This window comes from Thalassotalea euphylliae (genome assembly GCF_003390395.1).
Classification (GTDB): Bacteria; Pseudomonadota; Gammaproteobacteria; order Enterobacterales; family Alteromonadaceae; genus Thalassotalea_F; species Thalassotalea_F euphylliae_C.
Genome location: NZ_QUOV01000001.1, coordinates 2,583,472 through 2,597,502 on the forward strand (window position 1 = coordinate 2,583,472; position 14,031 = coordinate 2,597,502).

The following is a 14,031-nucleotide window of genomic DNA, read 5'->3' on the forward strand; positions in this document are numbered from 1 at the left end:
TTTCGTTGACTAGAACTCTTTTGAGTAGCTCAAGTTGAAGTAACGACCTCGGTTCGAGTGTAAGGCACCAAAGTAACCGTGGGCAAGCTCATCCGCTAGCGGTGGCTCTTGGTCTGAAATGTTACGAACGGTGAAGCGTATTTTACTGCCATCTAATAAGCTGTCACTGCCCTCAATACGGTAGTCAACATACACGTTGGTTGTGGTCATGCTATCAACTGGTAATTCAATCACTTCGCCATCGACAGTCGCTGTCGTTGAGGTATCAATCACAGAGCCTACATAGTTAGAGTTAATACCTGCACCCCATTGCTCATAGCGCCAGTTAATTGAAGCTCGACCACGCCATTCTGGGCGACCATTTTGTTTAAGCAAGTCACCAGCGCCTTGAATAATAATCGGTTGCGGGAACCCACCAGCTTCATTAAAGGCAATTAACTCGCTATCAATATCACTTGGTTCTTGGTCAAACTTCTTCAAGTGTGCAGCGTTAACGGTAAACTCAAAGTCACCAAAGTCCGTTTCAAAGTCGTAAATCACACTGAAATCAATACCTGATATTTCACGCTTACCTAAGTTCAAATATTCATTATTAATACGAATTACGTCACCACTTACCGGATCACGCTCTACCGCTGAGTTGGTTGAGCCTTGCGAGCGTCGCACGAAATCTAACGCTAGGTGAGAAGCTCCAGGTAAAATACCCACTAAGTCTTCTTGCTCTATTTTCCACCAGTCCGCCGTAATGGTTAAGCTTTCAGTTGGCTCAAGCACGATACCGAATGATGTGTTTTCGTCATCTTCCGGCTCTAGGTCTGTTGTACCACTACGTACATCGACAACTGAGTAACTTCTGTCTTGAACTGGGTCATAAATTGTATTGGCTCTTGGTACACCTTCAGCCGTTACTTGCGGTAGACCTGGCGCTCTAAAGCCTTCAGCATATGATGCACGTAAGCTAATCCAATCTGCTGGTACCCAAAATAACGCCACTTTAGGTTTTAGGCCGCTGCCACCAACATCAGAAAAGTCCTCGTATCGTGCAGCTAACTGCATTTCTAGGTATTGAGAGTCACTATCAATTAGCGGTGCAATAAATTCAACAAAAGCTGATGCGACATTGCGGCTACCTTTAGAGTCCGGTGTTGGGCTACTACCTAAAACGCTACTCGCGTCTTGACGTGTTGCACCTGTAACTAGGTTAGTAAACGGGCTGCTACCATCAAGTAGTGGATCGCGGTCGTCTTCAAAGCCTTCATGTCTAAACTCTAACCCAAGTGCCACACCCACATCACCTGTCGGCAGGCTGAAAAGGGCTTCATTACTGGCTTTGAAATCGATTGAAGCAAGTTCAGTTTCAGAGTCACGACGCACTGTGGTAATAAATGAATCGATAACACTTTGTGGATTAAGCGTCGAATCACCTTCATTAGGGTTGTTAACGTCACCACCAGTAAAGATGTTATAGGCAGTAGAAGGGTCAGTACTGTTCACCGCTTCTTGGAACAAAATAGCATTTACGCGATTGGCTTTATCATTAGTTTCCGCCGCTGTATAGAAAGCTGCTGTTTCCCAATACCAATCACCCCACTCACCTTTCAAGCCAAGTAATGCGCGATAGCTTGTATCATCAACTTCGATATTACGAGGACCAGCATCTAGTGGACGATAGCTGCGCACTAGCACTTCTTCGCCAAACGGGTTAAATGCCGCATCTGCTGCTACCGTAAAACGCTGAGAGGTTAAGTTTGGTGTTTGTTCACGAGTTCGCTCGGCATTGGCTTCGTAATAAATAGCCTCAGCAAATAACTCCATATCATTGCCCAAATCATGAGTGATATAGGTGTAGAAATTAAAACGATCAACATCTGACACTAACGAACGAGTTGTACCGCGGTCAAAACGCAAATCACGAGGGAAACTGCCACTATCGGCACAAACACCACCTGCTAAGTCAACCACACAGTCGCCAGGTGCCATATCCGCTGGCTGCAAGTGGAAACGACCAAGTGAATCTGACACAAAATCACCCCATGGAGTTGCAGTGGTTCTATTGTCGAGTTGAGTATCACCAATAAACTCTTCAGGCAACGTTGGGAAGTTTCTGAGATCATGGCTACGTGAATATCTGCGCTCGCTTGCCATCATACCGTCACGGCTGTAGTAAGCGACAGAGGCTGTAACATGAGTTTTATCGCCAACATCAAAGCCTGTTAAGTAGCTAAATGTCAGTTCATCTAACGGTGTGCCTTCAGACTGGCCGTAAGAAAGGCTCAATTTATTGCCTTCATAATCATCTTGTAGTGCGTAGTTCACAACACCAGCAACGGCATCCGAACCATAAATCGCTGCCGCACCATCACGTAATATTTCTAGTGAACGAAGGCCTGAAACAGGCAAGGTATTCGAGTTAACTGTAGAAACAGGAACAAAGTTCTCTGACTGTGTACCTGGGTGAGTAACCAAACGGCGGCCATTTAACAAGGTTAGCGTGTTACCTGTGCCAACACCGCGTAAGTTAATCGATGAAACATCACCACGCGCATCATTTACACCACCATTACCGGTTGAAGCACCAAAGTTCACTTCACCAATTTGTGGGATTGAACGCAATAGTTCATCACCCGTTATAGCTGCGGTATTTTCAATGTCTTGCTCTGTCATCGCTGTGACGGGCAAAGCACCAATGTCAGAAGCTCGCTTAATATTCGAACCAACAATCGAGATACGTTCAATCTCTTCTTCTTGAGGAGCTTCTTGTGCGTAACTTACCGTAGTTGCCATACCGTAACTGGCGATTGCCAACAATAAAGATTCTGAGACTTTCTTTAACTTAAACATGTGATACTTTCCCACTATTTGTTCGCTCTAACAGAGTTCTTAGTTATTAATTTTCAACGCAGTGCAATAAGTAGATTGCTTTATTTTTATTCGCTTATTTAAAATTAGATGACAAGCAACTTCTTTACTAATAAGAATAATTTATCAATCCATACCCTTAGGTTATACGGCTTCTTAATAATTTGAATAAACCATGCTTACAAGTCATTAACAACGGTAACAAAAAGTATATACGGCAAAGCTAATCAATCAACTTGAGCCTTGCTCATAAAGTGCACAAGCAGCACCTGCTGGATCTTTAATGACCACAAATCTGTCATTACCCATGGTTTTAATTTGCGTGCACAAAACGCCACCCAGTGCTTTTACATCAGCCGCAGCTTGTTCGACATTTTTAACTAAAAAGTAAGGCAACCACATTGCGGGTAAGTCGGCGTTCGTACCTCGCGCATGACAAATACCAGCGACAGGCTCACCTATTTTTGTTGGCGCCATGGCGTAATCTTGATAACCATCCATATCAACGGATTGAGCATGCCAGCCAACAACTTGTTGATAGAAGTCTCGTGTTTGCTGAGCGTTTTCAACCGTTAGATCAAGCCAAGCAATAGCGCCTAAGTTCTCATCACTCACTGTTGTACTCCTTGTTGCATTATTGAAGCTGCCAAAATCAGCTAGCGTAATTTGGGATTTTTTGGATAAAACTTATCTGGCAACTGACTAATATGTTCAAAAAACCGCGTATCTTTATAGGGTAGCTTCATAAAGCCAGATATGCCTAAGCCACTAATATTTGGTAACAGTTTTAGAATATTATGAAGGTGTTTAGTGAATTCCGCTTGTTTTTCATGATTCAGTAGCATCAGGTAGCTATGAATTTTAAGGTGAGTTGGTAATACTTCGAAAATAATACAGCCGGTATGATGAATTAGGTTCATTTTGGCAAGCTCTGCCATGATTTCATCAGGTAGGCGCAAGTATTCATCTGGGTCTTTACCGTCTTCAAAATAGGAGTGAAGCCTAGTTTCATCATCAAGTTCTGGTACGACACTGACATCAAAAGGAATGGTCATTTTCTCATTGGCGATAAACGGCTCTTGTTCGTTTTCTCGCTCAATGTGCAAGGTAGTACGGGCATTGAATAAACAGCTTTTAAACATACCGATGCGAAATATGCCTTGCGCTAAATAAATCATGTTATTGACGGCGCTTTGAAAAGACTTTTTCAGTGATGGATCAAACAGCGTTAAATTGGAATCGATATAAACACCTTCTTTTTGCCAGCGCACTGCTAAACCACCAACAACCGGAAAATTACCCAGCCGACTAACTGCAGCAACAAAGGCTTTTTCGTTATCTCCCATACCGCTCAGATAGTTTTTATAATATTTTTCTAACTGGGCATCATCGACATCCGTTAAAGAGTCATCATCACTTTGCTCGCGTAAAAAAGATTTTCGCGAGCCATAAACAACCGTATCGATTAGCGCTTCACTATTTCTCACCCAAACCGGAATTAATGGTTCAATTAATGGTTCTGTGGGCTTTTCTGCGAGTACTAATTTCTTAAAAAAGCCTATTTGCTTTAGAAAGTAATCGCCCGCTTGCTGCCTTGTTTTCATATCTTCACTCAACATACCGTCGAGCACTTGCGCCAGCGGCTTAGGCAAGCCTAAACTGCTGGCGGGGATCACTTGTTTGCCATAACGGCTAGATTGGCCTGACGCAAGCGCATATAAAGTAGCAGCGGCTCCTTGCTCGTCAAAACGAGGGCTGGAAAGCTCCCCATTGATTTGCTCTGGCCCGATAAAATAAATATCACCTAAGCGAGCATTGGTATGCTGCAAATCACCACTCATTAAATCCATGACATTATTCGCAGTAGTCTGCCCCTGCGCGTCTATCTGTGCGTAAACAGCTGAGCCCCAGTCCACTAAGTGCAGTTGCCCTGTATGCTCATCGAACACTAAATTAGACGGCTTAATATCGCCGTGCACAATTGGCTTAGCCTCACCATTTTGTTTAGCGCCACGCAAATACGTTAATAGCTCAATCAGCTGAATCGCGAACTGTACTATTTGTTCGGGAGGGAGTGGCCCGTGCTGATGGGAGTATTGTTCGAGGTTAATTCCCGGTGCCCTTGTCATTTGCACCACAGATTGACGCTTTATTTTTCGATATTCGATAACCTTTGGCACTTGCGGATGACAAATTTGGCGCTGCATATGCGCTTCTTCTTCGAACCTGTCTTGTACATGTTGGGGTAAGGTCAATCGAGAAAACTTAAACACAAAGTCTTGTAACTGATGGCTAGCTTGTTGCTCGTGTTTGTCTTGCTGTTTTTGATGTTCTGGGTTTTGATGATCTGGCAAGGCTTCTCCTTGACCCGAAAACACAAAACCATAGGCTCCTTTACCTATCAATTCGATATTGCTGTAACCCAACAGATTTAACTGCTGCTGGCACAATTCAACCCAAGTCTTTAACTTGGTCGCATCTTTATGACTTAGCAAATAGATGGATTGCTCTTCGGCAATATAAAAGTGTTGTAGTTTTTTTCTTGTCACATTCGCCAATCGTTATCGAAATCTATTAGACAAAGACTATGCTTAGTCTTCAATAAATTAAGCGCGTTTAAGCACACTTCTTGGTTTGCACTATATAATTATTAGGTAATTGTTAGGTAACTATTAGACAACTAGATTGTTCATTAGCATGCTTTTTGTCAACGCTATTAACTCTAAGCTGAGCAGCCGAGCATCGCAAAAGCGCATCTGGTAATAACAGAGTGTCACAACAACTTCATTTCCATCGTCACATAACTGTCATAAAGCCAAGCTAACATATGCCCCGTTGGATAAGTTACTGCTGGCCAATATTCTGACTCAGTATTGCTATCCAACATTGTTATCCAATAATAAAGAGTAAGGTAACCAAACTTATTGTTTAATTGTTGTTCTTTTATTCTTTATTGGATTCTTTCTGGACATTAATCCCAGCGCACTTTTCTATGCGATAGCTTCCTTGTAATCGCTGCGAAAAGCTCGCCTTTAGCTCTGCTAAGCACTACTTAGCAGAGCTTTTTTTGCCTAGTTTTTTTTGCTAGCCTTTTTTTTGCAAATAATGCACGCTAGCGAAGATTTACTAGCATTTGGTTTGGATTTTCGAGAAGCGCTTTCCATGCATTAGTAAACCGTGCAATCGTGCCGCCATCGATTACGCGGTGATCACCAGACCAACTAATTTGCATAATTTCGCGCGCTTCCACTTCCCCATTTTCATTGAAACGCGGTAACTTTTGCACTTTACCCAAAGCGACAATTGCGACTTCTGGTTTATTAATAATTGGAGTTGCGACAGTGCCACCTATCGCACCAATGTTGGAAATAGAGATAGTTCCGCCGGTCAAATCTTTTAGGCTAACGCGCCCTGCCCGCGCCTGCTCAGTTAACCTAGCAATATCTGACGCCAACTCTAAAATAGATTTTGTTTGTGCTTGTTTTACATTTGGCACTAACAAGCCGACTTTCGAATCTACTGCCATGCCGATATTGTGATCTTCAAAATAGGTGATCTCACTGCAATCATCGTTAACTTGAGTATTCATCAGTGGAAACTCAGTAAGTGCCATAGACATCGCCTTCATAAAAAATGGCATCAAAGTCAGTTTGACATCTTGTTTAGCGTATTGTGTTTTTAGTTGCTGACGTAGCGCGATTAACTCTGTCAAATCTAGCTCTTCACAATAGGTAAAGTGAGGAATGCTAGTAACGGAATCAACCATGGCTTTCGCCATCGCCGCTTTAACACCGCGAATTGCCTCAACACGCTTACCACCAACAGTAGTTGACTTACTGCTAATAGATTCTGGCTGACCAGTTTGCACAGGAATAGCATGCGCCTGCTCCGCTTTTGCCTCGCTAAAACGAATAACGTCTTCCTTATATACCCGACCTTTTTTACCAGAACCCGGCACTTGATGAATATTAATGTCTAGTTCTCGAGCAACACGTCTAACCGCAGGGCTAGCCAGAGCTTTTTTACCATTTTTCGCAATATCAGTACTGGCAATTTGTGCGGAGCTTTTTCCTGCGAAAGTGGCACTCTCTTGGTTTTTACTTTGTTGTTTTTGACTTTTTTGATTGGTAATTGCTGGCTGAATACCTGCCTGATGATTTTCGTTAGCGGTTTCAGGTAGCTTATCTTTTTCCTTTTTGTTGTCATCATCATGGCTAACAACATTGCCACTTGGCGCAATAGCAAAAAGTGGCGCATGAACTTTGGCAATATCACCTTTGGCATAATAAAGCTTAACGACAGTGCCAGCACAAATTGCCGGGATCTGCACAAGTGCCTTATCTGTCATCACATCAGCAACAGGTTGATCTTCCTCAATCACATCACCTTCAGCCACTAACCATTCAACAATTTCACACTCAACAATGCCTTCACCAATATCAGGTAAAATAAAGTCTTCTGAGATGCCCGCAGATTGCGGTTCATTGGCAGCAATCATATTCGCTGAATCTAACGGTTCATCTATCTGCTGTTCGTCGCTTGCGACTTCATCAGAAACCAAAGACTCTAATAGGTTTAAGCCAGCATCCAATAATTGCGAGCCTTTAACACCCTCATTTGTTTTTTGCTTGGCGAGCGAGGTTGCTTGATGAGTTTCAGGCATTGCGCCAACGCCATTTGAATCATTGTCAGCACTTGTTGTATTACCATCTAAAGGTGTCATGGCAACCGGCGTCATTGCAAACAAAGGCTCATGTACTTTGGCAATATCGCCTTGCTGATAATATAGTTTGTCGACCACGCCAGCATGCATGGCGGGAATTTGCACTAAAGCTTTATCTGTCATCACATCGGCAATGGGTTGATCTTCTTCAATCTTCTCACCCTCTGCGACCAACCATTCCACTAATTCGCATTCGACAATGCCTTCGCCAATGTCCGGTAAAATAAAATCTATGCTCATTTGCTACCCTACCTCTAGTACTGCACGCTGCGTTTAATGGCTTCAAAAATCTTGAGATGATCTGCCATATGTTCTTTTTCAAGCGATAGTGGATACGGCGTATCAACACCGCAAACTCGTGCTATTGGTGACTCTAAATGCAAAAAACACTCATGTTGAATAGTCGCCGCCACTTCGCCAGCAAAGCCACCCGTAATTGGTGCTTCATGGCTAATTAACAATCGCCCCGTTTTCATCACAGATTGAGCGACGGTTTCCACATCCCAAGGCAGAATAGAACGCAAGTCGATTAGTTCACACGAAATCCTCTCATTAGCAGCCAACTCCGCTGCTTTTTCAATAACTTCCATTTGTGCCCCCCAACCAAGTAGGGTGATATCACTTCCTTGGCTGATCACTTCGGCTTTACCGATAGGCAACTGGTAATCGTCTTCTGGTACCTCTCCTACTGAGGCACGGTACAAACGTTTAGGTTCAAAGAAAATCACTGGGTTGTCATCGCGAATTGACGCCAACAACAGTCCCTTTGCTTGATACGGGTTGCGCGGTACAACAATTTTTAAACCGGGCGTGTGAGCAAAATATGCCTCTGGCGATTGACTGTGATACAAGCCGCCGGCAATACCACCACCATAGGGGGTGCGGATGGTAAGCCGACCGACATTGAATTCATTACCACTGCGGTAACGAAACTTGGCAGATTCATTCACAATTTGATCAAACGCGGGGAAGATATAGTCAGCAAATTGTATTTCCGCGACCGGACGACTGCCTTGCGCAGCTAAACCATTGGCAAAACCAACAATCCCCTGCTCCGCAAGTGGCGTATTAAAACAGCGCGCTTTGCCATATTTCTCTTGCAAGCCAGAAGTTGCTCGAAAAACGCCACCAAAGTGACCAACGTCTTCACCAAAGCACAAAGTGCTATCGTCTTCGGCCATGGCGATATCAAGCGCGTTATTGACCGCTTGCAATAAATTCATTTGCGCCATGGTTAAAATCTCCCTGCGGTAAACGGATAGGCTTCTGGATATTTGTTAATGTGTTCTTTCAGCTCGGCTAATTGTTTTTCGAGGTGTTTCGGCACTTGGTCATACACATCGGTGACTAAGTCTTCAACTGGTGGTTTTGCGATTTTTTCTGCGACTTTTACCGCCGCTAGAATTTCTTCGCGCAAAGATTCATATAACGCTTTGTCACGTGCTTCATCCCACCACTTTTGGTTTATTAACCAAGTTTTAAAACGCGCAATGGGATCGTGCGCTTGCCATTTCGCTTCTTCTTCTTTGCTGCGATAGCCCGATGGATCATCTGATGTTGAATGGGCGCCCAAGCGATAAGACATCGCCTCGATAAGCACAGGTGCTTGGTGCTCTAGCGCGTAACTGCGTGCCAACTGCATGGCTTTCATTACCGCCAAAACGTCATTACCGTCTATGCGGATCGTTTTCATGCCATAACCGACACCACGCGAGGCAATACCATTACCCACATATTGCTCATCAGATGGTGTTGAAATGGCGTAGCCATTGTTTCGACAAAAGAAAATAACGGGGGCTTGATGAACGGCTGCCATATTCAGGCCAGCATGAAAATCACCTTCTGATGCCGCACCTTCACCAAACATACACAAGGTTACGGCGTCTTTTCCTTGCAGTTTTTGGCCATAAGCATAACCGGCCGCTTGTGGAATTTGTGTGCCTAGCGGTGATGATATCGTCATGTAGTTTAATTCATTAGAGCCGTAATGAATCGGCATTTGACGACCTTTACCTAGATCTTTTTCGTTTGAAAACATTTGATTCATAAAGTCTTCTAAGGAAAAACCGCGGTAAATTAAACAGCCTTGCTCGCGATACTGCGCCATAATCATATCTTGCGGTTCTAACGCCGCTGCGCCGCCAACTGTCGTTGCTTCCTCCCCTAAGGCGGTCATGTAAAAACTAATGCGCCCCTGACGCTGGGCGGCAATCATGCGCTCGTCAAGCACACGATGAAAGGCAAATGCACGGTAAACCTTTTCAGCTTTTGCTTGATCAAGCTCAGGTAAATCGGCACTCGGGTAAAGCGAGCCGTCTTCTTTTAGGATCTTTAAAATAGGAATAGCAACTGAATGGCCATCGATAAAGGCCGGACTATGAACCTCAGCACCGCTTGGGTACTTTTCAGGCATATGTGTTCTAGCGTTCATATTGTTCTCTTGTTTAGGCAGGCCATAACCGCCAATTTGGGGTTATGTCCTGCATTTCACTACAGAGCCGCCGCACTCATCACTAGGCTTATACCCAGCGTAGTAATAAGTATAGTTAACTCAATGAAACTTCAGCTAATTGCCAGAAATATCACGAGCTAAGGCCAAGCCTGTCATTATTATTTTGCTAGGCCTTTGATGTTTCTAACTACACCTAAATACGCTGTATAGCGGCCGCACTTTAGTTCTTAATGACTTTAGGGTGCAGACGCTTATTCAGTGAGTTAACGAGTTATATTTTTGAATGTGTTAACTGCCTGATTCCTCGTTCGTTATAGCCTTATTTTTTAATTATGTGGCTGACGAATACGAGTGCATTGGCTGCTCTGTAGTATCGCTTGTTGTAACGGCTAAAAATTTACCTTTACGTAAACTTACATTCAAGAGAGTGGCGAGAGTGAGATGTTTGTGAGCAGAAAATTTGAACAGAAATGTTTACACTTAAGTAAGTTAAGTCAGTTTATATATCGCTGTGAAAGAATGAAAAAAGCCCCGGAAAATGGGGCTTTAAACGCTGTTGAAAGGCTGATAATATGCTACGCAATGGTCGTTGGTTTTACCGTCAGTAATGCGCGTTGGCCAAGTGCCACATTCGCATTTGGGAAGATGATAGCTTCCCCTTGTGTGCGTACTTTATGTTCAATATCGCCATCGGTGGCAAGCACATAGCCAACTGGAAAATCAGTAAAGTTTTCCGCGTCATCTGCAAAGTTTAAGACAAAATCTTTCGTTTGTTTGTTGATGGTTTGATCAATTTCAAAAATATCAAATGTGCTTTCGTCATACTCCGCTAGCTCAAGCGGCTGACCTGAAACAAATTTCGTTAATGTCTCTTTCACTTTGGTGAATTTAGCCATATCGTTTTGACCAAATGGCATAACTTTGCCCAGCTCTACAGTAAATGCATCGGCGCCAAAGTTATTTGAAGAAAAATAGCTAAACGTGGTTGTCGGAGAATGAGACAATAAAATAGTTGAAACATCACATGCTTGTAAGAAGCAAAGTTGCGACTTCTTCCAAGGCTTACCGTGTCTAAACGGATAAACCGCAAACTTATCGTTTTTTGAGCCGCGAATGGCGGTGTGCAAGTCATAGTGGTAACGCTCGCGTTCACCATCTTCGCAAAGGTTGTGCTCTGCTAATTGGGTAAAGAAGTTAGTTACCGCTTGCTCGAGTGCTTTTGCGCGATCGCGCTCTTTATTTCGAACATCACCTTCGCTATGTGCACCCGAAAACAGTCGATTAAGGTTCTCTTCAACAAAACGCTCAGCAATATTCATCGCCGCAGGGTTACCAAATAAAAATAATACACGCTCAGCTAACGCCAATTCACCTTTGATTAACTGCCCAATGATGTCAGCGCATATTTCGATTGGCGCTGTTTCATTGCCATGAACGGCGCTCGATAAAACAATGTCTTTTTTAGTTTTTCTGTCGATAGGCTCAAAAGTAATGATGCCTGTATCAAGCACAGAGACAAGTGACTTAGTGTTTGAAGCTTGATGGGTTACTTCGAAACTAAAAGGTGCAGGAATTGACCATTCATGGTTGCGTGTTAGTGATAAAAAGTCACCGCTTTGTTGTAATTGCTGTTTCATAGACTCAGAGATAGGTTGCGTTACGTTAGATGATGGGCTCACGATTGCTCTTCTGTGTAGTAATTTTGACATCAATGGCTAGTTGATACTACTAACCACGTTGGGAGAATAATTGCAGCCTTATTGTATTCGATAGCATAGCGCTGCGAAAGGATAGTTAGCGTAATGGAAGAGCCGGCGCGCGGAGAGCTTGAACGGAATTGTTTACGTTTTTGCTTTTTTTGCTGTTTTGCTGTTTTGCTGTTTTCTGCACTAAGCCTGGCACTAGTGAGTAAAGAAATAGCTTTCCATCATTGACTGTGCTTGCTCAATGTCCAAGCTGACAATTGCTACGCGCTCTTTGCGATGAATGTCCCCAGCTTTATTGCCATAAGCGACTTCTACTTGCTCTGGTTCGATATCCGGCAGTAAAAACACGATTTTCTTATCAAGTGACGGAGCATCTATGGTAATCGCATCCGCTGCCATGCCTTGTTGGCGAAGTGTCTTATCAATAATGCCCATTAACGTATCCAAGCGCTGATGTTTTGCCATCAGCGCATCGTTTGCTTTGGCAATCACCTCAGCAAAGGCAGAAAGTTTGGGAGACATTAGATCCCTGCCTTGGCAAAAATATTGCTGACCATTACTTGCGCATCAGCAATAATTTGCTGCAAATGATCCTCATCAATAAAGCTTTCAGCGTAGATTTTATAGATTTCTTCTGTCCCTGATGGGCGCGCTGCAAACCAACCATTGGCGGTTTCTACCTTAAGGCCACCAATTGCTGCATTGTTACCCGGTGCATGACTGAGTTTACTTACGATAGGCTCGCCTGCAAGCTCAGTGGCGGTAATTGATTCAGGCTGTAATTGGGTTAACACAGCTTTTTGCTTGGCATTAGCAACCGCCTCAACGCGGCCATAACTTGGTGTTCCGAGTTTTTCGGCAAGCGCAAGGAAATGCTGATAAGGATCTTTGCCCGTTACCGCTAAAATTTCTGCCGCTAATAATGCCATAATGAAGCCGTCTTTATCCGTTGTCCAACAGCTACCGTCGCGGGCTATAAAAGATGCACCAGCACTTTCTTCACCACCAAAGGCATAACTTGCTTGATGCAAACCATCAACAAACCATTTAAAGCCTACTGGCACTTCTGATAATTGCTTACCTAAGTCTTTAGCAACTCGGTCAATTAAAGAGCTTGAAACAAGGGTTTTGCCTATTTTGGCACTTTCTGGCCAGTCTCGGTGTGTCATTAAATAATGAATTGAAACCGCTAAATAGTGATTTGGATTCATTAAACCACCAGACTTAGTGACAATGCCATGACGATCAAAGTCAGGATCATTGCCCACGGCAACGTCAAATTCATCTTTTAGCGAAATTAAGCCCGCCATCGCATAAGGTGAAGAACAGTCCATGCGGATTTTGCCATCTTTATCAAGTGGCATAAACGCAAAGCTTGGATCAACAGCTTTGTTTACGACCTCAATATTGATGCCATAGCGTTTAGCAATTGCTGGCCAGTAATCAATACCTGAGCCACCTAGTGGGTCAACACCAATAGTAACACCGGCTTTTGCAATCGCTTGCATATCGAGCACTTGGTCTAGTTGTTCAATATATTCCGTGACAAAATCACGTTTGATTAAACGTTCAGAAGCCATTGCCTCGCTAAGTGGTAAATCAAGTACATCTTCTAAATCGGCAGCCAGAATTTCGTTGGCGCGAGCTTCTATTTGCTTGGTAATTTCACCCTCAGCTGGCCCGCCATGTGGTGGGTTGTACTTAATACCACCGTCTTGAGGTGGATTATGTGATGGAGTAATAATCAAGCCATCAGCAACTGTGTCTTGTGTTTTGTTGTGGCTAATAATTAAACGAGAAATCACTGGCGTTGGAGTAAAGCCTAAATCTTGCTGAACAACAACATCTACATCATTAGCGATAAGTACACTGAGTGCGGAATTAAAAGCAGGTTCAGATAGCGCATGCGTGTCTTTACCAAGATACAGTGGCCCAGTAAAACCTTGAGCCTTGCGGTACTCCACGACAGCCTGACATATGGCTAAAATATGGTACTCATTAAAACTTGCTTTTAATGAGCTACCGCGATGACCAGAAGTACCAAAACTCACCTTTTGTGCAGCGATACTACTATCAGGTTGCGTGAAAAAGTAATCCGAAACTACTTTTGCGATGTTAATTCGGTCTTCTGGTAAAGATACTTGGCCTGCTCGTTCATGTACCGTCATGTTGTTCCCTTAATTCTTCCCTTCACTTTCCCCTAGCAGGGACTCAAGTGTTCGTGCTTAATTTTTGGTGACTAACTCTTGGTCACTAACTCTTAGTGACCAACTCTTAGCAAATAGCGTTTA

9 protein-coding genes are annotated in these 14,031 nt (G+C 43.5%); all 9 read right to left on the reverse strand.

Annotation, left to right across the window (positions count from 1 at the left end):
- Window positions 1-9 precede the first annotated feature (9 nt).
- Entirely contained in the window at window positions 10-2,841 is a 2,832-nt protein-coding gene (locus tag DXX92_RS11525; RefSeq protein WP_116000575.1) for a TonB-dependent receptor domain-containing protein, read from the reverse strand.
- Between the two features lie 249 nt (window positions 2,842-3,090).
- The gene (locus DXX92_RS11530; RefSeq protein WP_116000576.1) at window positions 3,091-3,474 is read right to left on the reverse strand and encodes a VOC family protein; all 384 of its coding nucleotides are present in this window, start codon (window positions 3,472-3,474) and stop codon (window positions 3,091-3,093) included.
- A gap of 41 nt (window positions 3,475-3,515) precedes the next feature.
- Window positions 3,516-5,408 (reverse strand): protein kinase domain-containing protein, encoded by a 1,893-nt coding sequence (locus tag DXX92_RS11535; RefSeq protein ID WP_116002398.1) that lies wholly within the window; start codon window positions 5,406-5,408, stop codon window positions 3,516-3,518.
- 563 nt (window positions 5,409-5,971) lie between these two features.
- Window positions 5,972-7,822, reverse strand: a complete 1,851-nt coding sequence (locus DXX92_RS11540) for a dihydrolipoyllysine-residue acetyltransferase (RefSeq protein WP_245961467.1) — start codon at window positions 7,820-7,822, stop codon at window positions 5,972-5,974.
- A gap of 14 nt (window positions 7,823-7,836) precedes the next feature.
- Complete coding sequence (locus tag DXX92_RS11550) at window positions 7,837-8,814, reverse strand: alpha-ketoacid dehydrogenase subunit beta (RefSeq protein WP_116000577.1); 978 nt, start codon at window positions 8,812-8,814, stop codon at window positions 7,837-7,839.
- 2 nt (window positions 8,815-8,816) lie between these two features.
- Complete coding sequence (locus tag DXX92_RS11555) at window positions 8,817-10,013, reverse strand: thiamine pyrophosphate-dependent dehydrogenase E1 component subunit alpha (protein ID WP_428977338.1); 1,197 nt, start codon at window positions 10,011-10,013, stop codon at window positions 8,817-8,819.
- A gap of 596 nt (window positions 10,014-10,609) precedes the next feature.
- Window positions 10,610-11,671 carry a succinylglutamate desuccinylase gene (astE, locus tag DXX92_RS11560; RefSeq protein WP_116000578.1) on the reverse strand — a complete coding sequence of 354 codons (1,062 nt, stop codon included), beginning with the start codon at window positions 11,669-11,671 and terminating at the stop codon, window positions 10,610-10,612.
- A 264-nt stretch (window positions 11,672-11,935) separates the two neighbouring features.
- Window positions 11,936-12,262, reverse strand: coding sequence for a hypothetical protein (locus DXX92_RS11565; RefSeq protein ID WP_116000579.1), 327 nt, complete (start codon window positions 12,260-12,262; stop codon window positions 11,936-11,938).
- Entirely contained in the window at window positions 12,262-13,908 is a 1,647-nt protein-coding gene (gene pgm / locus DXX92_RS11570; RefSeq protein WP_116000580.1) for a phosphoglucomutase (alpha-D-glucose-1,6-bisphosphate-dependent), read from the reverse strand. Before pgm ends, DXX92_RS11565 begins: the two co-directional genes overlap by 1 nt.
- Window positions 13,909-14,031: the final 123 nt, after the last annotated feature.